Annotated in this window: 27 protein-coding genes, 1 tRNA gene and 1 riboswitch; of the genes, 16 read left to right on the top strand and 12 right to left on the bottom strand. The window is 62.6% G+C overall.

Annotated features, from left to right (window positions below):
- Positions 1-10: 10 nt before the first annotated feature.
- A complete protein-coding gene (locus HJB83_RS29175; protein ID WP_207582833.1) occupies positions 11-643 on the bottom strand; it encodes a YitT family protein in 633 nt (210 codons plus the stop codon).
- Positions 644-763: 120 nt separating this feature from the next.
- Between HJB83_RS29175 and HJB83_RS29170 the strand changes: the two genes are divergently transcribed.
- Both HJB83_RS29170 and HJB83_RS29165 read left to right on the top strand, forming a co-directional pair.
- The gene (locus tag HJB83_RS29170) at positions 764-1,264 is read left to right on the top strand and encodes an Rrf2 family transcriptional regulator (RefSeq protein WP_207582832.1); all 501 of its coding nucleotides are present in this window, start codon (positions 764-766) and stop codon (positions 1,262-1,264) included.
- Positions 1,265-1,285: 21 nt separating this feature from the next.
- Entirely contained in the window at positions 1,286-1,747 is a 462-nt protein-coding gene (locus HJB83_RS29165) for a carboxymuconolactone decarboxylase family protein (protein ID WP_207582831.1), read from the top strand.
- Positions 1,748-1,814: 67 nt separating this feature from the next.
- On the opposite strand, the gene HJB83_RS29160 is transcribed toward HJB83_RS29165, so the two are convergent.
- Positions 1,815-1,982: a hypothetical protein gene (locus tag HJB83_RS29160; protein WP_207584407.1), complete on the bottom strand. Its 168-nt coding sequence runs from the start codon at positions 1,980-1,982 to the stop codon at positions 1,815-1,817.
- A 98-nt stretch (positions 1,983-2,080) separates the two neighbouring features.
- Positions 2,081-2,719: a YitT family protein gene (locus HJB83_RS29155; RefSeq protein ID WP_207582830.1), complete on the bottom strand. Its 639-nt coding sequence runs from the start codon at positions 2,717-2,719 to the stop codon at positions 2,081-2,083.
- Between HJB83_RS29155 and HJB83_RS29150 the strand changes: the two genes are divergently transcribed.
- Positions 2,718-2,867 carry a hypothetical protein gene (locus tag HJB83_RS29150; RefSeq protein ID WP_221133095.1) on the top strand — a complete coding sequence of 50 codons (150 nt, stop codon included), beginning with the start codon at positions 2,718-2,720 and terminating at the stop codon, positions 2,865-2,867. The two genes, HJB83_RS29155 and HJB83_RS29150, sit on opposite strands and share 2 nt — an antisense overlap.
- A gap of 61 nt (positions 2,868-2,928) precedes the next feature.
- On the opposite strand, the gene HJB83_RS29145 is transcribed toward HJB83_RS29150, so the two are convergent.
- Entirely contained in the window at positions 2,929-3,861 is a 933-nt protein-coding gene (locus tag HJB83_RS29145; RefSeq protein WP_207582828.1) for a class I SAM-dependent methyltransferase, read from the bottom strand.
- 299 nt (positions 3,862-4,160) lie between these two features.
- Here HJB83_RS29145 and HJB83_RS29140 point away from each other — a divergent pair, with 299 nt between their 5' ends.
- Genes HJB83_RS29140 through HJB83_RS29130 form a run of 3 tightly spaced genes read left to right on the top strand, consistent with a single transcriptional unit; the run spans position 4,161 to position 6,301 of the window.
- A complete protein-coding gene (locus HJB83_RS29140; RefSeq protein WP_221116130.1) occupies positions 4,161-4,427 on the top strand; it encodes a DUF6460 domain-containing protein in 267 nt (88 codons plus the stop codon).
- Between the two features lies 1 nt (position 4,428).
- The gene (locus HJB83_RS29135) at positions 4,429-4,926 is read left to right on the top strand and encodes a CAP domain-containing protein (protein ID WP_207582827.1); all 498 of its coding nucleotides are present in this window, start codon (positions 4,429-4,431) and stop codon (positions 4,924-4,926) included.
- 28 nt (positions 4,927-4,954) lie between these two features.
- Positions 4,955-6,301: an MATE family efflux transporter gene (locus tag HJB83_RS29130; RefSeq protein ID WP_207582826.1), complete on the top strand. Its 1,347-nt coding sequence runs from the start codon at positions 4,955-4,957 to the stop codon at positions 6,299-6,301.
- Here HJB83_RS29130 and HJB83_RS29125 read toward each other — a convergent pair.
- On the bottom strand, positions 6,277-7,365 hold the full coding sequence (locus tag HJB83_RS29125; protein ID WP_207582825.1) for a quinone-dependent dihydroorotate dehydrogenase: 1,089 nt from the start codon (positions 7,363-7,365) through the stop codon (positions 6,277-6,279). The genes HJB83_RS29130 and HJB83_RS29125 overlap by 25 nt on opposite strands.
- A complete protein-coding gene (locus tag HJB83_RS29120; protein ID WP_207582824.1) occupies positions 7,362-7,715 on the bottom strand; it encodes a DUF952 domain-containing protein in 354 nt (117 codons plus the stop codon). The genes HJB83_RS29125 and HJB83_RS29120 overlap by 4 nt, the downstream gene beginning before the upstream one ends.
- Before the next feature lie 118 nt (positions 7,716-7,833).
- On the opposite strand from HJB83_RS29120, the gene HJB83_RS29115 reads away from it, so the two are divergent.
- The 5 genes from HJB83_RS29115 to HJB83_RS29095 all read left to right on the top strand — a co-directional run bounded on the left by HJB83_RS29115 (position 7,834) and on the right by HJB83_RS29095 (position 10,990).
- The gene (locus HJB83_RS29115) at positions 7,834-8,232 is read left to right on the top strand and encodes a hypothetical protein (RefSeq protein WP_207582823.1); all 399 of its coding nucleotides are present in this window, start codon (positions 7,834-7,836) and stop codon (positions 8,230-8,232) included.
- 91 nt (positions 8,233-8,323) lie between these two features.
- Positions 8,324-8,971 (top strand): response regulator transcription factor, encoded by a 648-nt coding sequence (locus tag HJB83_RS29110; protein WP_207582822.1) that lies wholly within the window; start codon positions 8,324-8,326, stop codon positions 8,969-8,971.
- Between the two features lie 115 nt (positions 8,972-9,086).
- Positions 9,087-9,776 (top strand): helix-turn-helix transcriptional regulator, encoded by a 690-nt coding sequence (locus HJB83_RS29105; RefSeq protein WP_207582821.1) that lies wholly within the window; start codon positions 9,087-9,089, stop codon positions 9,774-9,776.
- Between the two features lie 11 nt (positions 9,777-9,787).
- Positions 9,788-10,495 carry a thermonuclease family protein gene (locus tag HJB83_RS29100; protein WP_207582820.1) on the top strand — a complete coding sequence of 236 codons (708 nt, stop codon included), beginning with the start codon at positions 9,788-9,790 and terminating at the stop codon, positions 10,493-10,495.
- An 81-nt stretch (positions 10,496-10,576) separates the two neighbouring features.
- Positions 10,577-10,990, top strand: coding sequence for a tellurite resistance TerB family protein (locus tag HJB83_RS29095; protein WP_207582819.1), 414 nt, complete (start codon positions 10,577-10,579; stop codon positions 10,988-10,990).
- Positions 10,991-11,016: 26 nt separating this feature from the next.
- Here HJB83_RS29095 and HJB83_RS29090 read toward each other — a convergent pair whose 3' ends face one another.
- Positions 11,017-11,892 carry a transporter substrate-binding domain-containing protein gene (locus HJB83_RS29090; protein WP_221133096.1) on the bottom strand — a complete coding sequence of 292 codons (876 nt, stop codon included), beginning with the start codon at positions 11,890-11,892 and terminating at the stop codon, positions 11,017-11,019.
- A gap of 539 nt (positions 11,893-12,431) precedes the next feature.
- Here HJB83_RS29090 and HJB83_RS29085 point away from each other — a divergent pair.
- Complete coding sequence (locus tag HJB83_RS29085) at positions 12,432-14,426, top strand: methyl-accepting chemotaxis protein (RefSeq protein ID WP_221133097.1); 1,995 nt, start codon at positions 12,432-12,434, stop codon at positions 14,424-14,426.
- Positions 14,427-14,818: 392 nt separating this feature from the next.
- Here the strand turns inward: HJB83_RS29085 and HJB83_RS29080 are convergent, their stop codons facing one another.
- Positions 14,819-15,202: a VOC family protein gene (locus HJB83_RS29080; RefSeq protein ID WP_221133098.1), complete on the bottom strand. Its 384-nt coding sequence runs from the start codon at positions 15,200-15,202 to the stop codon at positions 14,819-14,821.
- On the opposite strand from HJB83_RS29080, the gene HJB83_RS29075 reads away from it, so the two are divergent.
- Together HJB83_RS29075 and HJB83_RS29070 are read left to right on the top strand one after the other, a co-directional pair.
- Positions 15,201-15,503: a hypothetical protein gene (locus HJB83_RS29075; protein WP_221116136.1), complete on the top strand. Its 303-nt coding sequence runs from the start codon at positions 15,201-15,203 to the stop codon at positions 15,501-15,503. The two genes, HJB83_RS29080 and HJB83_RS29075, sit on opposite strands and share 2 nt — an antisense overlap.
- Positions 15,504-15,561: 58 nt before the next feature.
- Positions 15,562-15,840, top strand: coding sequence for a hypothetical protein (locus tag HJB83_RS29070; protein WP_221116137.1), 279 nt, complete (start codon positions 15,562-15,564; stop codon positions 15,838-15,840).
- 28 nt (positions 15,841-15,868) lie between these two features.
- Here HJB83_RS29070 and HJB83_RS29065 read toward each other — a convergent pair.
- Positions 15,869-15,942, bottom strand: a tRNA-Gly gene (locus HJB83_RS29065).
- A gap of 58 nt (positions 15,943-16,000) precedes the next feature.
- Positions 16,001-17,095 carry a 2'-deoxycytidine 5'-triphosphate deaminase gene (locus HJB83_RS29060; RefSeq protein ID WP_207582785.1) on the bottom strand — a complete coding sequence of 365 codons (1,095 nt, stop codon included), beginning with the start codon at positions 17,093-17,095 and terminating at the stop codon, positions 16,001-16,003.
- Positions 17,096-17,168: 73 nt separating this feature from the next.
- Positions 17,169-17,247: riboswitch (SAM riboswitch) on the top strand.
- A 43-nt stretch (positions 17,248-17,290) separates the two neighbouring features.
- Between HJB83_RS29060 and HJB83_RS29055 the strand changes: the two genes are divergently transcribed.
- Both HJB83_RS29055 and apaG read left to right on the top strand, forming a co-directional pair.
- Positions 17,291-18,475, top strand: coding sequence for an O-succinylhomoserine sulfhydrylase (locus HJB83_RS29055; protein ID WP_221116138.1), 1,185 nt, complete (start codon positions 17,291-17,293; stop codon positions 18,473-18,475).
- Positions 18,476-18,740: 265 nt separating this feature from the next.
- Entirely contained in the window at positions 18,741-19,133 is a 393-nt protein-coding gene (gene apaG / locus HJB83_RS29050) for a Co2+/Mg2+ efflux protein ApaG (protein WP_007633565.1), read from the top strand.
- Positions 19,134-19,279: 146 nt separating this feature from the next.
- Here apaG and HJB83_RS29045 read toward each other — a convergent pair whose 3' ends face one another.
- The gene (locus HJB83_RS29045) at positions 19,280-20,272 is read right to left on the bottom strand and encodes an Hsp33 family molecular chaperone (RefSeq protein ID WP_207582783.1); all 993 of its coding nucleotides are present in this window, start codon (positions 20,270-20,272) and stop codon (positions 19,280-19,282) included.
- Positions 20,273-20,360: 88 nt separating this feature from the next.
- Complete coding sequence (gene argF, locus HJB83_RS29040; RefSeq protein ID WP_007633567.1) at positions 20,361-21,275, bottom strand: ornithine carbamoyltransferase; 915 nt, start codon at positions 21,273-21,275, stop codon at positions 20,361-20,363.
- Positions 21,276-21,277 lie beyond the last annotated feature (2 nt).

The raw sequence follows: 21,277 nt of genomic DNA, 5'->3' as shown, positions 1-21,277 counted from the left end.
CGGCAGCTTTTCACATGGCGATATAGCGGTCTTTGCGATGGTTGATGGCAATCGTGAGGTTGAGCACGACCGCGCCGAGCACGGAGCAGGCAATGATGAAGGGGCTGGCGACGAAGAAGGAGAGCGCCAGGATGATGCCGTCGAAGCCGAGCTGGACGAAACCGGCGCGCCAGCCGAAACGATCCTGAATATAGAGGGCGAGAATGCCGATGCCGCCGAGGCTGGCGCGGTGGCGAAAGAGCGCCAGCATGCCGGCGCCGATGACAAGACCGCCAAAGAGCGCCCCGGCGAAAGGATTGACATGGGCGATGCCGATGAATTCCGGGACGAATTCGGACAGGACCGATGTCAGGGCGATGGCGGCGAAGGTCTTGATGGTGAAGGCAAGACCCAAGCGGCGAAAGGCGAGATAATAGAAGGGCAGGTTCACCGCGAAGAAACAAAGGCCGAAGCTGATCCCGGTCGCATAATGCGCGAGGAAGGCAAGACCCGCCGTGCCGCCGGCGAGCAGCCCCGCGCCGGAGAGAAGCGAGACGCCAAGCACGGCGAGCATGCTACCGGCGACGATGCCCTGGGCGTCGTCGAACGGCGAGTGGCGATCGGCGCTGGTATTCAGAAGGCCTGCGAAGGCGTTGGATGCCATGATGTTCCCCTGTCGGCTTTCTCCGTTTCTATCCGGCGCCGGGAGAAAGGCAAACAGCGCCCTGTTGACAACCGGTATAATCATGGATATTTTTTATCCACGAATTGGAGAGATGCTTCGATGAAGATGAGCGATGGAGTCGAGCAGGCCATTCACAGCGTCGCGATGCTTGCCGGCCTCTCCGAAGGCGGCGTGCTTTCGGCCGCAGCACTGGCGGAGTTCCACGGCGTCTCGACGAGCTATCTGCTGAAACATCTGCAGGCGCTGTCAGGCGCCGGCATCCTCGATACCGTGCCGGGGCCGAAAGGCGGATACCGGCTGGCGAAGGCGGCCGAGGAGATCTCGCTGCTCGACATCCTGCTTGCGGTCGAGGGACAGGCGCCGGCTTTCCGCTGCGCCGAAATCCGCCAGCGCGGGCCGAACCCGGTCGCCGATCGCTTCTTCGCCAAGCCCTGCAACATCAGCGCGGCGATGCTCCGGGCCGAACGGGTCTATCGGACCGAACTCGCCAAGACCAGCATTGCCGACCTCGGCATCGAACTGACGGCCCTCGACGACGGATCGATCGCAGCCCGAGGCTGCGCCTTCCTTGAAATCCATGAACGCAAGACGGCTCGCTGAGCCATAACCAAGGAGAAGATCATGCAACCGCGTTTCAACTTCGCAAAAGCCGCCCCCGATGCCTACAAGGCGATCGTCGCGCTCGAGCAGTACGTCCAGTCCTCCGGGCTCGAGCGCCGCTTCATCCACCTGATCAAGCTGCGCGCTTCGCAGATCAACGGCTGCGCCTATTGCGTCGACATGCATGTGAAGGAAGCCCGCCATGATGGGCTCAGCGAGCAATGGATCAACCTGATGTGTGTCTGGCGGGAATCACCAGTTTATGACACCCGCGAACGGGCGCTGCTCGGCTGGGTCGACGCCGTGACCAACATTGCCAAAACCGGTGCACCGGATGCCGATTACGAGACGCTGAAGGCGCATTTTTCCGAGGAGGAAATGACGAAGATCACCGTGGCGATCGGCGCGATCAATATCTGGAACCGACTTGCCGTCGGCTTCCGCTCGCAGCATCCGATCGATGCCGCAGTCAAGGCAGCGTGATCAATTTCTGCTTAAGGGAACCATCCCGGCGACCGACCCGAAAATCTCGGGTCGGTTGAATATAAGGTCACTCGTAATTCGGAGTGGCCCGCACGGCAACGGCATCAGGCGATGGGCCTGAGAGGTCGATGCTATTGAAGAGGTCGCGGACAACTTTCGCGATTTCCTCTGCGGAAGCGCCCTTGGCGTATTCTTCCTGCATGCGGCGTCTTACAAGCTTTTCCAAATCTGACATAACTCACCTCATCAAATCCGGCGCGGGAAGAAGTGTCGCGTCATGGCTGAGCAGAGGCAAGTTACGTTTTGTTTAGAATGGCTTACCGATTTGTAATGTTAGAGTGCGATGTAGCGGTCGGCACGGTGGTTGATGGCGACGAAAAGGTTGAGGACGACGGCGCCGAGCACGGAATAGAAGACGACCGGCGGCGTGGTGACGAGGAAGGCGGCGGCGAGCACGCAGAGGTCGATGGCGAGCTGGACGAGGCCGGCGCGGATGCCGAAACGCTCCTGAACGTAGATACCGAGAATGCCGACGCCGCCGAGGCTGGCGCGGTGGCGATAGAGCGCCAGTACGCCGAAGCCGAGCAGCAGGCCGCCGAGAAGGGCCGCCCAGGCCGGATGGATGCTGGAAATGGAGAAGAAGCGCGACTGCACGTCGGCAAGCACCGAAGTCAGGCCGATGGCGATGAAGGTCTTGATCGTGAAACCCATGCCGAGACGCTTCCACGACAGCCAGAAGAACGGCAGGTTGAGCAGGAAGAAAGCAAGGCCGAAATTGACGCCGAAGGCATAATGCAAAAGGAAGGCCACGCCGGCCGTGCTGCCGGTAAGAAGCCCGGCGCTGGCGAGCACGTAGAGGCCGAGGGCGGCGACGAGGCTGCCGGAGAATATGCCCTGCACGTCTTCGATCGGGGCATGGCGCGTGGCGCTGGCATTCCAGAAGCCGCCAAGGGCATTGATGAGCTGTGTCATGTCGCCAGTCTCCACGGCAGCCGAGTTCAAGAACACGCCGGAGAACACCGGGCGCGGCGAAATTTTGCGTAATGAAATGAGCTTGAGCGCCTTGGCGTTTATCGCTGGGCTCGCTGCCGATGCGGTGCAGTATCGGGTTTTTCAGTGAGCCGATCAAGCGAAATAGGTAAGCAATGCTGACCTATAAAAACATCGCAAGAAATGTTCGCTCACGCCGGCTTGCGCGTAAGAAACAGAATGCCGGCAACTGGTTTGCCGCCATCTTTGCGAATGACCGTCTTGGTGATTTTGAGGATTTCGAGGCCGTGACGGGCGAGCAGCTTCCGCACATAGGCTTCCGAATGGGCGTAACGCAGCGATGGCGCGAGATGAAAGCCGTCGCCCTCCCCCGCATCCTCGACGGAAAAGGCGATGTCGGCGCCGGCGGCGGCGAGGTCTTCGACGATGGCAAACACGCTTTCGAGATTGCCGAGATACATCAGCACATCGGCTGCCGTCACCAGGTCGGCGCGATGTCGCGCCGCATCGGTAAACAGGCCGGAGAGATCGGGCGCGAGCGACAGATCGGCCTGGGCGAGACTGTCATAGACGTGTTTCTCGGCGGCCTTGGCCAGCATGTTCTGCGAGAGGTCGAAGCCTTCGAGACGGGTGACACGGCCATGGATTTCCGAGCCGAGCAGACCGGTGCCGCAGCCAAGATCGACGGCCAATTGGTAATGCCTGCCGGTGGAGTTAACGAGGGCTGCGAGCTTCTGCGGGACGCTGTAATCGAGTTTTTCGACCAGTGCCGATTCGAAACGGTCGGCATAGTCGTCGAACAGGCGCTCGACATAGCGGCTCGGCGGCCGGTCGGGTGTGGCGCTATCGCCGAGCAGGGCGAGCTTGAGTGCGGCGCCGAAAATGTCTTCGGGATCGAGGGCGAGCGTGCTGCGATAGGCCCCGATCGCGGCTTCCCCCTTGCCCGCCTTTTCGCGATAGGTGGCGAGGCGATACCAGCCGGCGGCCCAGCCGGGCACGAGTTCGAGCGCCTGCTCCATCAGCTCGGCCGCCGCCTCGGGCTCACCGCCTTCGTCGAGCATGCGGGCGTAATCGGCACGGCGGTCGGCGATGACATCGCCTGAGGAAAGCTGGTGGGGCTGCATAATTAGACCTGTTGACTTTTACGCATGTCGTTATCGCAAAACCGCTCCACACTTTTGCGCGACATGCGTTACAGCGCCGCGCGTCTTTTAAGACGCGCAAAGGACGCTGTAACACTTTCAATCCGCGCATCGTGCTTTCCGAAAATCGATTCCGATTTTCGGGCCGATGCGCCAGCCCGCATTTGGCTGCGGCCACAAAAAAACTCAAGTCCTATTTCACAGGCGAAGCGGCCAATCCCGGAAAGGGCTTGCGGGCGGTACGCCGCAACCTTATTCCAAGGGCAAACAGGAGATGGCGCATGTCCGATCAGGTGAACAAGTTCCTCGGCGATTCCTTCGCCCGCACATTGATAAAGCTTATCGTCGTGTCGCTGATCGTCGGTTTCGTCATGACAGTCTTCGGCCTGACGCCGTGGAACATCATCTATGGGTTCCGGGATTTCATCCTGGAAATCTGGCATCGGGGTTTCTCGGCGCTCGGGCGCGTCGGCGACTACCTCATCGTCGGGGCGACGATCGTCATCCCGCTCTTCGTCATCCTTCGCCTTTTCAGCTATCGCCGGTAACATGACATCGATCGACCTTTCCAGGCGCAGCCTGCTCATCCTTTCCGGACTCACGTTTGCCGCCGGCATCGCCGGCTGCACCACGACCCCGCACCTTGCCGGCACGCCGTCCAACGGCGAGGACGAAACGGCGAGCGTGCTGCCGCTCGTCAACCAGTTGAGGGCGAAGAACGGTCTGCCGCCGCTTAGCCCCGATCCGGCGGCGAGCACGGCTGCTCTCTTCCAGGCCAAACGCATGGCGAGTGCCGGCAAGATGGCGCATCTGATGGGGCTAACCGACAGTTTCGGGGCGCGGGTCAAGGCGAGCGGCGTCCAGCTGCCGGCGGCTGAAAATATCGCCGCCGGCCAGCAGAGCGTCGATGCCGTGGTGACGGCCTGGATCAACTCGCCGCATCATCTGGAAAACATGCTCGGGCGCTATGACGGCCTCGGCGTCGCCGTCGCCCATAATGTATCTTCCAGGAACCTGCCCTATTGGGCCATGGTGTTGTCCAGCTGAGGCGATTCGGCCTCGAGATAAGGCCATCATGGATACGCGCAGCAACGACAACAGGTTCGCTTTCGATGTGACGCACCGGCTGGTGCTGTCGATCGCCATTCCGATGACGCTCGGCTTCATGACGACGCCGATGCTCGGGCTGACGAATACCGCCGTCGTCGGCCGTATGGGTGACCCGGAAGCACTTGCGGGGCTGGCGATCGGCGCGATGCTGTTCGATCTGATCATGGGCAGCTTCAACTTTCTGCGCGCCTCGACGACCGGTCTGACGGCGCAGGCCTATGGCCGGCGGGATGGGCACGAGCAGCAGGCGATCTTCTCCCGGGCGATGATTTCGGCGCTCGGCTGCGGATTGGCGCTGCTTTTTCTTTCGCCGCTGCTGATCGCGGCCGGGTTGAGGCTGATGGGCGCGCACGGAGCGATCGCCGAGGCGACCAGCAGCTATTTTTCGATCCGCATCCTCGCCGCACCGGCAGCACTGGCGAATTACGCCATCCTTGGCTTCGTGCTCGGGCGCGGACAGGGCAAGATCGGGCTGCTGCTGCAGGCGATCATCAACGGCATCAACATCCTGCTGTCCATCTATCTCGGCCTGACGCTCGATTGGGGCGTGGCGGGGGTCGCCTGGGGTACGATGGCCGGCGAGACGGCCGGCGCGTTCGCCGGGCTTTTCATCGTGCTCAGCGGCTTTGCCAAGGCGGAGCGGCCAGCATGGTCCGAGGTTTTTTCCCGGCGCCGGCTGGCTGAGCTTTTCGCGCTCAACCGCGACATCCTGATCCGCACCTTCGTGCTGATCGGCGCCTTCACCATCATGACGCGGATCGGCACCGGTTTCGGCGCGGTGACGCTTGCCGCCAATGCCGTTTTGATGAATTTCGTTCTGCTCTCCAGTTATTATCTCGACGGGCTCGCCAATGCCGCCGAGCAGATCACCGGCCGGGCGATCGGCGCGCGCTACCGGCCGGCGTTCGACCGCGGGCTGAAGCTGACGACCTTGTGGTCCTTCGGGTTGGCGGCGATCGTTTCGGCTTTCTTCTTCCTCGCCGGTCCCTGGCTGATCTCGGTGCTGACGACCTCACCGGAGGTGCGACAGGCGGCTGAGACCTATCTGCCCTGGGCGGCGGTGACCGGGCTGACGGGCGCGCTCGCCTTCCTGATGGACGGGGTCTTCATCGGCGCCACATGGTCGGCCGAGATGCGCAACCGGATGCTGATGTCCTTTGCTGGCTATCTCCTGATGCTCGCCGTCTTCGTCCCGCTCTTTGGCAATCACGGCCTCTGGCTGGCAATGAACGCCTTCCTGCTCTTCCGCGGCTTTTTCCTGGCAATACTGGTCAAGCCGCGGGCCGATCAGGCATTTCGGGCCGCCCAGTAATCCAGCCTGGTGTCGCGCAAGTCGCGGATCGAGTTGGCCTTTTCGCGATCCAGGAGTTTGGTGAGGCCGCGGACGATATCGCCGGCCAGACCAGGCCCTTCGTAGACCATGCAGGAATAGAGCTGGACGAGATCGGCGCCCGCCCTGATCTTTTCCAGCGCGGTTTCGGCCGAGGAGACACCACCGACGCCGATGATCGGCAAAGCCTGGCCGACGCGCTTGCGCATCCTGGCGAGCACGGCCGTCGATTTTTCGAACAGCGGCACGCCGGAGAGGCCGCCTGTCTCTTTCGCCTGGCGCTGATCCTTGAGACCGTCGCGCGACAGCGTGGTGTTGGAGACGATCAGACCATCCAGCGCATGCGCGAGCGCTTCCGCCGCGATATCGTCCATGCCTTCCTCGGTCAGATCAGGAGCGATCTTCAGAAAGACCGGGACCTTGCGGCCGGATGTCACTGCTGCCTCGTCGCGCGCCGCAAGCACGGCAGACAGCAGTGCGGCGAGGCTTTCACGGCCCTGCAAGTCGCGCAGGCCCGGCGTGTTCGGCGAAGAGATGTTGGCGGTGAAATAACGCGCGACGGAATGGAAGCGGCGAATGCCGGCGACGTAATCGGCGATGCGGTCGTCGCTGTCCTTGTTGGCGCCGATATTGACGCCGACCATGCCCTTGCCGCTCAGCGCGGCAAGGCGTCCGAAAGCTGCCTCATGGCCTTCATTGTTGAAGCCGAGGCGGTTGATGACGGCTTCATCCTCGACCAGGCGGAAGATGCGCGGCCGCGGATTGCCGGATTGCGGCTTCGGCGTCACCGTGCCGATTTCGGTAAAGCCGAAACCAAGCTTCAAGAGCGCCTCCGGCACCTCGGCATTCTTGTCGTAGCCGGCGGCCATGCCGAGCGGATTGTCGAAGACGAGGCCGGCAACCGTCTGGCGCAGGCGTGGATCGGGGGTGAGCTGGCAAGCGGGCACCAGGCCGGATTTCAGCGCGGCGATCGACATGCCGTGCGCCGTTTCCGGATCGAACAGGAAGAGACCCTTGCGGGCGACACGCTTGAAAGGATCGATCATGGCTGCAGCTCCGGGAAGACATGGGCGCCGGTCTCGTCGAGCGGCAGCGGTACTTCTGAGAGCACGGCGGCCAGCGGCAGGTCGGCAAAGAGATGCGGGAAGAGATCGCCGCCGCGCGAGGGTTCGAACACCAGCTTGTCGCCAAAACCCCCTCCATCGACGGCAATCAGCAGCAGCCCGGAGTGGCCGGCAAAATGCAGCGCCGCGGTCTGCTTCACCTGATCGGCGGTCGAGAAATGGATGAAGCCATCCTTCAGATCGATGCCGGCGCCATGAAAAATGCCGGTTTGTCTGGCTTGCTGCCAGAGCGTTTCCGTCACGATCTTGTAAAGGGTCGGTGTCACGCTCATCATGGCCTCGCGATTGCTGGTCCTCGATCACCAGCGCTTTGCCGGAAAGAGGCGGCGATGTCCACGCCCCAGCACTCAAAAACGGGACCGGCAGAAACAAATTCCGGAGGATGAGACGATGAAGATTTTGGTTCTCACGCTTAGCGTTCTTCTCCTGCCGCTTGGCGCCGCGGCGGCCGAACCCGATGCAAGCCGGTTCCAGCTGGAAAAGAGCGGCGACCATTTCGTGCGGCTCGACCGGCAGACCGGGGCAATGTCGATCTGCCAGGACAAGGACGGCGCCCTCGTCTGCCGGATGGCGGCCGACGAACGGGCGGCCTATGAGGACGAACTCGACCGGCTTTCCGAGCGGGTGACGAAGCTGGAGCAAGGCGGCTCCATCCAGCGCGCGCTGCCGAGCGATGCCGAAGTCGACCGCTCGATCAGCATCATGGAGAAGATGATGAAGAGTTTCATGGGGATGGTGAAGGAGTTCCAGGCTGATGAAAACGCCAATCCCCTTCCGCAGAAGACCTGATCTGATATAATCCCATGAGAAAGCCGGCATGAACGCGGAGGGATGGCGTTCGCGCGCCGGCAATGATCGGGCTCTTGGGAGGGAGTTTTCGATGCACGAACAGACCATCATCATTGCGGACGATCATCCGCTTTTCCGGGATGCGCTGCGTCAGGCGGTGATCGGCATGGAAGGCCGGCAGGCGATCGTCGAGGCCGGCGATTTCGCCGCTGCGCGCACGGCCGCAGGCGCCCATGCGGACGCCGACCTAATGCTGCTCGACCTCGCCATGCCCGGGGTCAGCGGCTTTTCCGGCCTGATGGCGCTGCGCTCCGAATTCGCCAGCCTGCCGATCATCATCGTCTCGGCAAGCGACGATGCGACGACGATCCGCCGGGCGCTGGAACTTGGCGCTTCCGGCTTCATCTCCAAATCCTCCGGCATCGAGGGCATTCGCCGCAGCATCCAGACGGTGCTTGCCGGCGATATCGCCACGCCGGAAAACTATCGCGACGGCCAGGAGCAGGATCCCGATGTCGCCGACCTGATCCACCGCCTGCATACGCTGACGCCGCAGCAGAGCCGGGTGCTGACCATGCTGGCCGAAGGGCTGCTGAACAAGCAGATCGCCTATGAACTCGGCGTCTCCGAGGCGACGATCAAGGCGCATGTCTCGGCGATCCTGCTGAAACTCGATGTCGACAGCCGCACCCAAGCGGTCATCCAGCTCGGCAAGATCAATATGGCGATGGTCGCCTAAGCACTTTCAATAACAGGATTTTATTCCTCATTTACCTTTACTCAGGCGGCACGGTCGGTTAATATTCGGCCTGGTTTAAGCGCGGCAGGCACGAGCCGCACGGAATCGGGCGCATATGCTGTCACACGACCAGATCTGGGGAGCGATCGACAGGCTTGCCGAACGGCATGACCTGACGCCATCCGGTCTTGCGCGCCGCGCCGGGCTCGACCCCACCTCCTTCAACAAGTCGAAACGGCTTTCCGCCGATGGGCGGCTGCGCTGGCCCTCGACGGAATCGATCGCCAAGGTGCTCGGTGCGACCGGGGCGAGCATGGAACAGTTCCTTGTCTTCCTGCGGCCGGATGCCGGTCTTTCCAAGCAGTTGGCCGGAGAGCTTGCCGGAGAGCCTGACGACGCCTTTCCGCCGCAGGGAAGCTCGATTCCGCTGCTCGGCTTCGCCCAGGCCGGCGCCGGCGGCTTTTTCGACGATGGCGGTTTTCCGGCCGGCCATGGCTGGGATGTGGTGGAATTTCCGGCGGCCCCGACACAGAAATCCGGCGTCTATGCGCTGGAGGTGCAGGGCGAAAGCATGATGCCGCTCTACCGCGACGGCGACGTGCTGATCGTCGCGCCGGGTGCGCAGGTGCGCCGCAACGACCGCGTCGTGGTGCGCACATGCGCGGGCGAGGTGATGGCCAAGGTGCTGCTGCGCCAGAGCCCGCGATCGATCGAGCTGATGTCGCTCAATCCCGAACATGCCAACCGAACACTCGAGCTTTCCGACGTCGATTGGATCGCCCGCATCATCTGGGCCAGTCAATAGGAAGATATTCCATGCGCCTTGCCGCCTTGTTCACAGGTCTTACGGGAATGGCGGTGGTGGCCGGCCTGCTGATGGCGGGCGAAACAAGGCTGCGCGGCGGCACGGCCGGGGAAGAGAGCGTGTCGGCAGAGGAGACGGCGACTTCGGTGGATCCCGCCGCGCAAGCCGGCGAACCGGCTGCGATGTCGGACGACCGGGCCGAAGTGATCGCCCGTTCGGCGCAACCGCCGGCTCCTCCCTCCCCTCGGCCAGCCGACGGCACGGCGCCCAAACCCGCCGATATCGCACCACCAGCTGAGACCGCCGCCGGGCAAGCCGCAAATCCTTCCGCGAAAAAGCCGATGGAGCTGACGCGGCCGGCGGTCGAAAATGCCGGCATGCTGTCCTTCGGCGAGCGCAGGCTTCAGCTCGCCGGCGTCGTGCCGACGCCGGCCGACAGGATATGCGGGCCGGCGGGCCGGCAATGGCCCTGCGGCATGATGGCGAAGACGGCGCTGCGCCAACTTTTGCGCAATCGCAGCATCGCCTGCGATATCGATCCGGCCGAATGGAAGGAAATGGCGACGACCGCATGCCGGCTCGGCACGCAGGATCTCGGCGCATGGCTTGCCGAAAACGGCTGGGCTGAAGTCGCGGCGGGTTCGCCGCTTGCATCGGCCGCCGAGAAAGCCAGGCAGGCTGGAAAAGGGCTTTACGGCGACGATCCGCGCCGGAGATAACTGGCGGTCATGACGGGGACCGATCCCTTGTAATGGCGGCTGCCAATTCCTAATCTCCGCTGATCGAAAAAGGAATCAGAGATGAACAAGCCGCTTTCCGCCCATGATGCGCTGATCTACGTGATGGTGATGGCCTCTGCCGTCGACAGCACGATGAACGACAGGGAGCTGGAAAGGATCGGCCAACTGATCGGATTTCTGCCGGTTTTCCGGGATTTCGATGACGACAAGCTGATTTCGGTGGCGCGCGACTGCGCCTCGCTGCTTTCCGGACCTGAGGGCCTCGACGTCGTTCTCGAAACCGTGCGCGACACCCTGCCCGTCAAGCTCTACGACACCGCCTATGCGCTGGCCGTCGAGGTGGCTTCCGCCGATCTTTCGGTCAAGGCGGAAGAACTGCGGTTGCTCAGCCTGCTGCGCGACCGGCTCGGCCTCGACAAGCTGACCTGCGCGGCGATCGAGCGCAGTGCGATAGCCCGTTTCCGCAAGAGCTGATCCTTAAGTCTTTGTTTTTATGCATGTCAGTAGAGCCCGTAGGGAAAATAGCGCAGATAGATTTCCTGCAGACGGCCGTTGCGCGACAGCGTGGCGAGCGCGTGGTCGATGGCTGACGTCAGCACGCTGTCCTTCTGCCGCAGCATGATCGTCATGCCCTCGCCGAGGAAATGCTCGGAGAGATAGGGGCCGTCGAACAGTGCGCAGCATTTGGCCGAGGCCGGCGAGGAGACCCAGAAGGAAAGCTGCAGCGCATCGGCGAAGGCGGCATCGACCTTGCGCTCCCTAAGCGCAGCAAGCAGGGCGTCCTTGGTGTCGAAGGTCCGCGCCTTGATCGCGGGAAAGAAGGCGGCCAGCATCGCCTCGTGCACCGTGCCCTTGACCACACCGACCGGGTGAGCCGAAAGCGCGGCCGCCGTTTTGCCGTCGAGCGGTACGGCGAGATTGCGCACGAAGCGCGCCGGCAGCATCAGATAGGGCCGGGAGAAGACGAATTGCCGGCGCAATTCAGGCGTCACGGCAAGACCGGCGATGACGGCATCGCCCTGCGAGGCGGCGAGCGCATCCTTCAGATCGGCGAAAGGGATCGCCTGGATCTGGCACTTGTCTGAAATCTCCAGCTCGCTGCAGATCTCGCGGGCGAGATCGACGTTGAAACCGGAAAGCTTGCCGTTCTGATCGGTAAAATTGAACGGCGGGAAATCGACCGAGGTCAGGAAACGCAAGCGGACCAGCGAGGAGAGATCGGGCCTCGCCAGACGTTCGCGGGCATCGAAAAGCAGCGGCAGCGAGGGTGCAGCCTGCTGAGCGGATGCGGCAAAACCCGAAAACAGCACGCGCAGAAACAGCCCGAATACGAGAAAACCCTTCACAGCCAGGGATGCCAACTTGGATTGCATCATCGTGATCTTGGTCTCGGGTTAAGCGCGAAGCGTGCGGTGTCGGCGAGATGTAGCAGAGTCATGCGGGACGGGGAATATGCATGCGACGGATCGTGCCGCATCCGCCCCTCATCCGCCTGCCGGCACCGACCGGGGTCGAGCCACGGGTCTCGGCCCGTCCTTCGGACCCCCGTTTGCGGGGCGAAGGGGATATGCCGCGACCTCGCCGACGCCTCGCGTGGGATGTCCCCTCGCCCCGTTTACGGGGAGAGGGTTAGGGTGAGGGGCAGCCATCAGCGCAGATCGGGCAGCCATGGCAACGCATTGAAGACGATAATTCGGGCGCTAAAAATCGTGGGTATGCCGCCCCGCCGTTAGCGCGGAATTAAAGAATATCGCCTCTATTTGTGGCGACGACACGGACCCGCCGGCCGATTGCATGATGCATGCGTCAACCCCGCCATAATTCCTGAGCCGCGGCACTTACGCGGCGCTCCGTTTGCAACAATTGATTTCAAAGCACCGGGCGTGCGACGCCCGGTCAACCGGGTGACATTTCCATGTTGAAGCATCTGAAAATCCGCACGAAAATCATATCGGTCGTGGCGCTCTTGGGGCTGATCACGATGGCCGGACTGATCTATGTCATTGCCGAGTTCCGCCGTGCGGATGCCGCCTACAGCGCCTTCATCGATCATGAAGCGCTGGCCTCGATGCAGAGCGCGCGCGCCAGCGCCTCGGTGGTGGCCTCGGTGCTGCAGGTAACCCTGCTGGCCGAGATGAAGCCCGATACGCCGGCATTCGCCACAGCGCTCGCCACACCGAGCAAGCTGCCGCAGGCCCGTGACCGGATGAAAGATGCGCTGGCGCTGGTTCCCAGCCGCAAAGCGGCGATCGATGACATCCAGGCCGGCATCGATGAGATCGAAACGCTGGCGAACAAGATCATCGAACAGAGCAAAGCCAAGGACAGCGCCGGGGCGCTGGCGAATGTTGCCCTGATCAATGCCAAGCTCAATGCGCTGACCCCGAAGATGATCGCCAACAATGATGCGATGATGGCGATGCTCAAGGACGGCGGCGACGCGCTTTCGGCCTCGGTCAACGGGCGGATCGTCTTCTGTCTCGTTCTGATCGGCATTGCCGTGCTGCTCGCCGTCGGCTTCAGCGTCGTCGTCGCCCAGATGGGCATTGCCGGCCCGATGACGCAGTTGCGCCTGCGCATGACTCGGCTTGCCGAAGGCGATACCACAAGCGAGGTCAGCGGGCTCGACCGCGGCGACGAAGTCGGCCAGATGGCAAAGGCCGTGTCGATCTTCCGCGACAATGCGATCGAGCGCGGGCGGATCGAGGCGCGGGCCGAAGCCGACCGCAACCTCAGTGACGGCGAGCGGCGTGAACGCGACGCGCAGAAAACCCGTGAAGCATCCGAACTCGAAGGCGCAGTTACCGCGCTCGGCGACGGCCTGCGCCGTCTTGCCGCCGGCGATCTCGCCTCGCATATCGACCAGCCCTTCGTCGCGCATCTCGATGCGCTGCGCGAGGATTTCAACAACTCGGTCGAGAAGCTCAACGAAACTCTGCATACGGTCGGCGCCAACGCCCGGGCGATCGGCGCCGGCGCCAACGAGATCCGGTCTTCCGCAGACGAGCTTTCCAGGCGGACGGAACAACAGTCGGCCTCCGTCGAAGAGACGGCGGCGGCGCTGGAGGAGATCACCACGACGGTGCGCGACGCCGCCAAGCGTGCCGAGGAGGCGAGCCAACTCGTCGCCCGCACCCGCCTCGGCGCCGAAAAATCCGGCGACATCGTCCGCAAGGCGGTCTCCGCCATGCAGCAGATCGAAAAATCCTCGGGTGAAATCTCCAACATCATCGGCGTCATCGACGACATCGCCTTCCAGACCAACCTTCTGGCCTTGAACGCCGGCGTCGAAGCTGCGCGTGCCGGCGACGCCGGCAAGGGTTTTGCGGTCGTTGCCCAGGAAGTGCGCGAACTCGCCCAACGCTCCGCCAAGGCGGCAAAGGAAATCAAGGGCTTGATCACCAACTCCGGCACGCATGTGCAGACCGGCGTTTCGCTGGTCGGCGAAACCGGCAAGGCGCTCGATTCGATCGTCCAGGAGGTGCAGGAAATCAACCAGCACGTCCACGCCATCGCCGAAGCCTCGCGCGAACAGTCGATCGGGCTGCAGGAGATCAACACCGCCGTCAACACCATGGATCAGGGCACGCAGCAGAATGCGGCGATGGTCGAGCAGTCGACGGCCGCCAGCCACAGCCTCGCCACGGAAGCGACAGCGCTGAACAACCTGCTCGGCCAGTTCAGGCTGACAGGCACCGGCGGCTTTGCCGCCAGTGCGCCTATTGCCGCCGCAGCGCCACGCGCCGCCCCGCGCCCGGCCGTCCGGGCAGCCCCGATCCGCGTCGCACGGGAAGGCACAGCCCGCCCGGCCGCCTCGCCGGCCCGCGCCCTCGGCCAAAAAATCGCCAACGCCTTTAACGCCGGCAACAGCACACCGAAAAGCCAGGATGGCGACTGGACGGAGTTCTGAGCAGCAAATTGTCGGCACGAGGCGCGGCGGTCCGGCCGCGCCTCACCCTAGCTGCTTGGTTCGAGCCACTTTCTTGACCCTCCTCAGCCCCCGTTCTGAACGTACCCTGCGAGACGTCAGCGAGAAACAGAGAGGCTGCCGCAAAATCTCTTCTCCCCTCGGGGAGAAGGCGCCGGCAGGCGGATGAGGGGGTCACACACGGAAACCCCTCCCCTCATAATCTATCCCACCATCGAAGCCTGCATGGACGTCGCAGGAAAGACCGGCTTCGCCGGCCCCCTCATCCGCCCTACGGGCACCAGCCTGGGCGAGCCACGGGTCTCGCCCGTCCTTCGGACCCCCGCTGGGGAGAAGAGGGAATTGCGAAGCCGCGGCATGTCCCTTCGCCGCGTCTATCGGGCCGGCCGCGAGCCGACCTCGACGAGGATATTCCCCGGCGCCGTGCAATAAAACAGCCAGCCACCGCGCATGGCGGCCGGCGGGCCGGAGAGCGCCGCGCCGGCGGCAAAAAGCCCGGCATGCACCCTATCGACATCCGCCCTTTCGGGCAGGATGAAGCCGATATGATAGGTCTGGCGCTGCAGTTCAACCTGGTCGGCGGTGCCGAATTTGGCAATGGCGTGACTGAGGACGATTTCGAGACCGGCATCGTCCGCAAGGATCGCCAAGCCGTTCTGGCCGCGCATATCCTTAAGCGTCAGGCCGAAATGGCGGATGAAAAAATCCGCCGTCGCAGTGATATCGGGTACGTGAAAATCGAGATGGTTCAGGCGCATGACAGTCTCCGTTCAAAAAATCCCGGGACTGCCTTTTGCCGTCTCCGCACGCCGCCGGGATCCCGCATCTGGTGCGGATCACGTCGCGGGTTCTCGTGCCATGGGCCACGGAGCAGAGCTTCGTCAGAGCGCTCTTGACGCTCCAGCGGAAGGGATCGGGCTTACCTCAACCGATCCTGCCTTTTTCGACACTGCCGATCTAGCAGACGGCGCCGGTTTCGGCAATGGAAGCGCTGACACGATCACGCCATTCCAAGCGGTGCTTCTCGAAGGATTGAAACCGGCCATGCCGTTTGCGTGATGCGCCGGCGCCAATAGAGAGTAAGATCGCGTCGTCGCCGGCATCGGAAGGGATCGACATGAAACCCGCACTCATCGGCCTCATCGGCACCCTCATTCTCACCGGTTGCAGCACCGCTAGCTATAGCGGCCCCGGCATGGAGCCGATCCCGGGCAGCATCACCTATAACGGTCAGCCGCGCACCAAGCTCACCAAATCACCCATCGGCTCGGCCTTTCCGCATGATTTCATCGACCAGTACGGCCAGCAGGTGGAGGAAACCTACATCATCCAGCCCGACCGGAGCCTGATCATCGCGCACCGCCGATATAAGCCTATCCGGTTCTTTGGGGATTAGGTGTTGGTCGGCTTCGCGTGCGGGAAGCTGGAGCGGGTGAAGGGAATCGAACCCTCGTATTCAGCTTGGGAAGCTGCTGCTCTACCATTGAGCTACACCCGCGATAGCTGAGATTTCCAACAGATGGGGGCCGCTGTCAAGTCGCGGCAGCCGGGAAGTCTCAGATGCGGAAGTGCTTCGAGAGTTTGAGGCCTTGGGCCTGGTAGTTGGAGCCGAGGCCGGAGCCGTAGAGGCTGGTCGGCTTTTCCTGCATGTGTTCGTAGACCAGGCGGCCAACGATCTGGCCGTCTTCGAGGATGAAGGGCACTTCGTGGCTGCGCACTTCGAGCACGGCGCGGCTGCCGCGGCCGCCGGCCGGCGCATGGCCGAAGCCCGGATCGAAGAAGCCGGCATAATGGACGCGGAATTCGCCGACCAAGGGGTCGAACGGGGTCATTTCGGCGGCATAATCCGGCGGCACATGCACGGCCTCGCGCGAGACGAGGATATAGAACTCGTCGGGATCGAGGATCAGTTCGTTGCGGCCGCGGCTATAGAGCGGTTCCCAGAAATCGTAGATGTCGTGCTGGGCTTTCTTGTCGACATCGACGACGGCGGTGTGGTGTTTGCCGCGATAGCCGATCAGGCCGTCTTCGTCTCCGGCGAGGTCGATCGACAGAGCGATGCCGCTGCCGGACACATTCGGCTGCTTGCTGGCGACCAGCGTCTCGCTTTCATGCAGCTTCAACAGCTCCGGCTCGCTGAGCAAAGCATGGCCGACGCGGAAGCGGATCTGCGACAGGCGCGAGCCGCGGCGTACGACGATCGGGAAGGTGCGCGGGCTGATTTCCAGATAGAGCGGTCCGGAATAACCGGCCGGGATCTTGTCGAACTCCTGGGCATAGTCGGTGATGACGCGGGTGAAGATATCGAGCCGGCCGGTCGAGCTCTTCGGATTGGCCGAGGCCGACATGTCGGCCGGCAGCGCTAAGCTCTCCATCAGCGGCACGATGTAGACGCAGCCGGTTTCGAGCACCGCGCCTTCGGAAAGGTCGACCACATGCAGGCTCAGCCGGTCGAGCTTGTCGGCCACCAGATGCGAGGGGCCGGGCATGAAGCTGGCGCGCACGCGAATAGCCTTGGCGCCCAGGCGCAAATCGAGGCTTGCCGGCTGGATCTGGTCGCGGTCCAGCTCCCGTTCGGAGATCAGACGACCCGTTTCAAACAGCGCTGATATCGCGCCGTCCGCCAGAATTCCCGTTTCACGAGCCATCATGCCTCATCCATCATTTGCCGCCGACAAAACCAAACTCGGGGAATTGACGCAAGCAGCTAACAGCAGTATTGCAGAATTATCCCGTGGTGATTTGGCCGGTCGGCTTGCAGCCACGTTAAACAAGTGGCTAAAAAGACCGGGTTGAAAACCGGTCTGCTTTTGCGACCGGTTTTTTTGTTATGTGAAGGTGATGGCATGAGCAAGACCTGGCGCCCGGCAACCCAACTCGTCCACGGCGGAACCTTGCGTTCGCAATATGGCGAGACGTCCGAAGCAATCTATCTCACGCAGGGTTTCGTCTATGACACGTCGGAGGCGGCCGAAGCCCGCTTCAAGGGCGAGACGGAAGGCTACATCTACGCCCGCTACGGCAGCCCGACCAACGACATGTTCGAAAAGCGGATGTGCATGCTCGAAGGCGCGGAAGACGCCCGCGCCACCGCCTCCGGCATGGCGGCCGTCACCGCGGCGGTGCTCTGCCAGGTCAAATCAGGCGACCATATCGTCGCGGCGCGCGCGCTGTTCGGTTCCTGCCGCTGGGTTGTCGAGACATTGGCGCCGAAATACGGCATCGAGTGCACGCTGGTCGACGGCCGGGATCTTGCAAATTGGGAAAAGGCAATCCGGCCGAACACCAAGGTGTTCTTCCTGGAAAGCCCGACCAACCCGACGCTCGAAGTGGTCGATATCTCAGGTGTTGCCAAGCTCGCCAACCAGATCGGCGCCAAGGTTATCGTCGACAACGTCTTCGCCACGCCGCTTTTCCAGAAGCCGTTGGAGCTCGGCGCCCATATCGTCGTCTATTCCGCCACCAAACATATTGACGGCCAGGGCCGCTGCCTCGGCGGCGTGGTGCTGGCCGACAAGGACTGGATCGACGAGAATCTGCACGACTACTTCCGCCACACCGGCCCGGCCATGTCGCCGTTCAACGCCTGGACGCTGCTGAAGGGCATCGAGACGCTGCCGCTGCGCGTGAAGCAGCAGACTGAGAATGCGGCGAAGATCGCCGATTTTCTGGCCGAGCAAAGCAAGGTCGCCAAGGTGATCTATCCCGGCCGCAAGGACCATCCGCAGGCCGATATCATCGCCAAGCAGATGACCGGCGGCTCGACCCTCGTCGCCTTCGAGCTGAAGGGCGGCAAGGAAGCCGCCTTCGCGCTGCAGAACGCGCTCGATATCATCAAGATTTCCAACAATCTCGGCGACAGCAAGAGCCTGATCACCCATCCGGCAACCACCACCCACAAGAACCTGTCGGAGGAGGCGCGCGCCGAACTCGGCATTTCCCCGGGTACGGTCCGCCTTTCGGCCGGCATCGAGGATACCGACGACCTGATCGAGGATTTCGCCAAGGCGCTTGCCAAGGTCTCGGCCTGATCCAGGGATATTGGCGGCCGGACCTCGCTTGGGGTTCGGCTCGCCAGACCTCACCGGCGTTCGGCTCGCCGGACCTCAGCAGGTTGAGGCCGGGGGAACAAGCTCGGTCGCGCCGGCGTTCGGAAGTGGAATTGACACCGACAATTAGGCTTAACGATCGAAACACTTCGATCACGACCGTTTTAGTGACGATCAACGTTCCGTTTCTTGACGGGCAGGGCCTCTTATAAGATACGGGTAACATATCTTGACTAAGGTGCAAGGCATGTATCGCGCCCTCACAAAAGATATCGAAGTCGTCGTCGAACCATTCTATCTGGAGGAGCAATCCGATCCGGACGACGATCGCTATGTCTGGGGCTATCGGATTGTCATCAGCAACAATTCCGGCATCGCCGTTCGCCTGGTCAATCGCTATTGGAATATCACCGACCAGAATGGACAGGTGGACGAGGTCACCGGTCCGGGCGTCGTCGGCGAACAGCCGCGGCTCAGCCCCGGCGACACCTACGAATATTCCTCCGGCTGCCCACTCGACACCCCCTCCGGGCTGATGTTCGGCCATTACCAGATGGAAACGGACGAAGGCGACACCTTCGATGTCGACATTCCCGCCTTCTCGCTGGATTCACCGGGGTTGTTGCGCGTGCTCAACTGACAGGCCGGCCCGAAATCATTTTGCCCGCTTGATAGATTGCCGACACCGGCCCCTCATCCGCCTGCCGGCATCGACCGGGGTCGAGACCGGTGGCTCGACCCCGGCAAGGGTTAGGGTGAGGGGCAGATATCAGGGGCCAACCGAGCCTATTCGGCCGGCTGAAGTTCGACCGGCTCGAAGCGATAGGTGGTCGAGCAGAATTCGCAGGTGACAGCGATCTCGCCATCTTCCTGGCTGGCCTCGATCTCCTCGGCAGAGAAGCCCTTCAGCACGCCCTTGATCTTGTCACGCGAACAGCTGCAGCGATCGAAGACGGCGCGCGGTTCGTAGACGCGCACGCCGCGCTCGTGGAACAGGCGGAACAGCAGCCGCTCGGTGCCAACCAGCGGATCGGTGAGTTCATCCGCATCGATGGTCTCGACCAGCGAACGCGCTTCGGCCCAGGAATCGTCCTCGCTATGCGGGCGGCTGCCGGTGTCGCCGTCGCCGCCGTGGAGATCCGGTTGACGCATGCGCTCCGGCGCTTCCGGCAGGAACTGGGCGACAAGGCCACCTGCCCGCCAGCGATGGCGTGGCTGGCCTTCATCGTCGCGATCGAAGAGTTCGGCCGCGGCCAGACGCACGCGCGTCGGGATCTGCTCCGACTGGCGGAAGTAGACGCCGGCAATGTCCTCGAGCGTGGTGCCGTCGAGCGCGACAATACCTTGGTAGGGCTGGCCGAACTTGCCCTGGTCGATGGTGAAGGCAAGCACGCCGTGGCCGAGCAATTGCTCCGGCTCGGTTTCGCCAGCTTCAATGGCCTTGTCGAGCAGCGCCTGGTCGAAACGGGCATAGGCACGGACATTTTCCGGCGTCGAAAAATCGGCAACGAGAAGATCGACCGGGCCGTCGCCCTTGGTCTGCACGGTGAACTTGCCGTCAAACTTCAGCGAGGTGCCGAGCAGCACCGTCAGCACGACGACTTCGGCGAGCAGCCGGGCGACAGGGGCCGGATAATGATGGCGCTCGAGGATCGCGTCGAGCATCGGGCCGAGCTGGACGGCGCGGCCGCGCACATCCAGCCCGTCCACCTGAAAGGGGACGACATGGTCATCGCCGGCGAAATCGAACTGGCCGAGGGCGGCTGCAGCTTCTGCCATGGATTCACTCCTAGTTTTCAAGCGAAAGGACAGGGTGCTCTTCGCTCGCGCGGCCACGCGTTTTTCGCACGCGGCGTCCGATTATGGTTCAGATCGCGCCCAGGCACCAAGCAAGAATCGACTTCTGCGCATGAAGACGGTTTTCCGCTTCATCGAAGACCACGGATTGCGGACCATCGATCACGTCGTCCGTCACTTCCTCACCGCGATGAGCGGGCAGGCAATGCATGAACAATGCATCATTGCCGGCCTTCGCCATCAAGGCCGCGTTGACCTGGTAAGGCTGAAAGACATTGTGACCCCGGGCCCGATGTTCCTGATTCATGGAGACCCAGGTATCGGTCACCACGCAATCGACGCCTTCGACCGCACGGTCGGCATCATGGCAGAGCATGATTTCGGCGCCCTCATTGCGGGCCCAGTTCAGATAGTGATCCTTAGGCTCCGAGCCAAGGGGCACCGCCATGTTCATGCGATAGCCGAAGCGGGCGGCGCCTTCGACCAGCGAATGCAGCACATTGTTGCCGTCGCCGGTCCAGGCGATGGTCTTTCCCTTGATCGGGCCGCGATGCTCTTCGAAGGTCATGATATCGGCCATGATCTGGCAGGGATGGGTGTCATCCGTCAGCGCGTTGATCACAGGCACGGTCGCATGTTCGGCAAGCTCCACCAGGCGCGAATGCTCGGTAGTGCGGATCATGATCGCATCGACATAACGCGACAGAACCTTGGCGGTGTCGCCGATCGTCTCGGCGCGGCCGAGCTGCATCTCGGTGCCGGACAGGAACAGCGTTTCGCCGCCGAGCTGGCGCATGCCGACATCGAAGGAGACGCGGGTGCGCGTCGACGGCTTCTCGAAGATCATCGCCAGCATCTTGCCGGCGAGCGGCTTGTCGCCCGTGCCGGCCTTGAAGGCCTGCTTGCGGGCGAGCGCATCGTTCATGATGGTTCTGAGATCGGCTGAGGTGACCGCGGAAAGATCGAGGAAATGTTTGGGAGCCATGT

The sequence above is a fragment of the Rhizobium sp. NZLR11 genome (assembly GCF_019685115.1).
Taxonomy (GTDB): domain Bacteria; phylum Pseudomonadota; class Alphaproteobacteria; order Rhizobiales; family Rhizobiaceae; genus Rhizobium.
Note: the sequence above shows the minus strand (reverse complement) of the source record. Positions and strands in the feature narration are given on the sequence as shown.

Excerpts from the sequence above, each read along its gene's own strand:
- HJB83_RS29175 (WP_207582833.1), bottom strand. The coding sequence starts at position 643 with ATGGCATCCAACGCCTTCGCAGGCCTTCTGAATACCAGCGCCGATCGC.
- HJB83_RS29170 (WP_207582832.1), top strand. The coding sequence starts at position 764 with ATGAAGATGAGCGATGGAGTCGAGCAGGCCATTCACAGCGTCGCGATG.
- HJB83_RS29165 (WP_207582831.1), top strand. The coding sequence starts at position 1,286 with ATGCAACCGCGTTTCAACTTCGCAAAAGCCGCCCCCGATGCCTACAAG.
- HJB83_RS29160 (WP_207584407.1), bottom strand. The coding sequence starts at position 1,982 with ATGTCAGATTTGGAAAAGCTTGTAAGACGCCGCATGCAGGAAGAATAC.
- HJB83_RS29150 (WP_221133095.1), top strand. The coding sequence starts at position 2,718 with ATGTCGCCAGTCTCCACGGCAGCCGAGTTCAAGAACACGCCGGAGAAC.
- HJB83_RS29155 (WP_207582830.1), bottom strand. The coding sequence starts at position 2,719 with ATGACACAGCTCATCAATGCCCTTGGCGGCTTCTGGAATGCCAGCGCC.
- HJB83_RS29145 (WP_207582828.1), bottom strand. The coding sequence starts at position 3,861 with ATGCAGCCCCACCAGCTTTCCTCAGGCGATGTCATCGCCGACCGCCGT.
- HJB83_RS29140 (WP_221116130.1), top strand. The coding sequence starts at position 4,161 with ATGTCCGATCAGGTGAACAAGTTCCTCGGCGATTCCTTCGCCCGCACA.
- HJB83_RS29135 (WP_207582827.1), top strand. The coding sequence starts at position 4,429 with ATGACATCGATCGACCTTTCCAGGCGCAGCCTGCTCATCCTTTCCGGA.
- HJB83_RS29130 (WP_207582826.1), top strand. The coding sequence starts at position 4,955 with ATGGATACGCGCAGCAACGACAACAGGTTCGCTTTCGATGTGACGCAC.
- HJB83_RS29125 (WP_207582825.1), bottom strand. The coding sequence starts at position 7,365 with ATGATCGATCCTTTCAAGCGTGTCGCCCGCAAGGGTCTCTTCCTGTTC.
- HJB83_RS29120 (WP_207582824.1), bottom strand. The coding sequence starts at position 7,715 with ATGAGCGTGACACCGACCCTTTACAAGATCGTGACGGAAACGCTCTGG.
- HJB83_RS29115 (WP_207582823.1), top strand. The coding sequence starts at position 7,834 with ATGAAGATTTTGGTTCTCACGCTTAGCGTTCTTCTCCTGCCGCTTGGC.
- HJB83_RS29110 (WP_207582822.1), top strand. The coding sequence starts at position 8,324 with ATGCACGAACAGACCATCATCATTGCGGACGATCATCCGCTTTTCCGG.
- HJB83_RS29105 (WP_207582821.1), top strand. The coding sequence starts at position 9,087 with ATGCTGTCACACGACCAGATCTGGGGAGCGATCGACAGGCTTGCCGAA.
- HJB83_RS29100 (WP_207582820.1), top strand. The coding sequence starts at position 9,788 with ATGCGCCTTGCCGCCTTGTTCACAGGTCTTACGGGAATGGCGGTGGTG.
- HJB83_RS29095 (WP_207582819.1), top strand. The coding sequence starts at position 10,577 with ATGAACAAGCCGCTTTCCGCCCATGATGCGCTGATCTACGTGATGGTG.
- HJB83_RS29090 (WP_221133096.1), bottom strand. The coding sequence starts at position 11,892 with ATGATGCAATCCAAGTTGGCATCCCTGGCTGTGAAGGGTTTTCTCGTA.
- HJB83_RS29085 (WP_221133097.1), top strand. The coding sequence starts at position 12,432 with ATGTTGAAGCATCTGAAAATCCGCACGAAAATCATATCGGTCGTGGCG.
- HJB83_RS29075 (WP_221116136.1), top strand. The coding sequence starts at position 15,201 with ATGACAGTCTCCGTTCAAAAAATCCCGGGACTGCCTTTTGCCGTCTCC.
- HJB83_RS29080 (WP_221133098.1), bottom strand. The coding sequence starts at position 15,202 with ATGCGCCTGAACCATCTCGATTTTCACGTACCCGATATCACTGCGACG.
- HJB83_RS29070 (WP_221116137.1), top strand. The coding sequence starts at position 15,562 with ATGAAACCCGCACTCATCGGCCTCATCGGCACCCTCATTCTCACCGGT.
- HJB83_RS29060 (WP_207582785.1), bottom strand. The coding sequence starts at position 17,095 with ATGATGGCTCGTGAAACGGGAATTCTGGCGGACGGCGCGATATCAGCG.
- HJB83_RS29055 (WP_221116138.1), top strand. The coding sequence starts at position 17,291 with ATGAGCAAGACCTGGCGCCCGGCAACCCAACTCGTCCACGGCGGAACC.
- apaG (WP_007633565.1), top strand. The coding sequence starts at position 18,741 with ATGTATCGCGCCCTCACAAAAGATATCGAAGTCGTCGTCGAACCATTC.
- HJB83_RS29045 (WP_207582783.1), bottom strand. The coding sequence starts at position 20,272 with ATGGCAGAAGCTGCAGCCGCCCTCGGCCAGTTCGATTTCGCCGGCGAT.
- argF (WP_007633567.1), bottom strand. The coding sequence starts at position 21,275 with ATGGCTCCCAAACATTTCCTCGATCTTTCCGCGGTCACCTCAGCCGAT.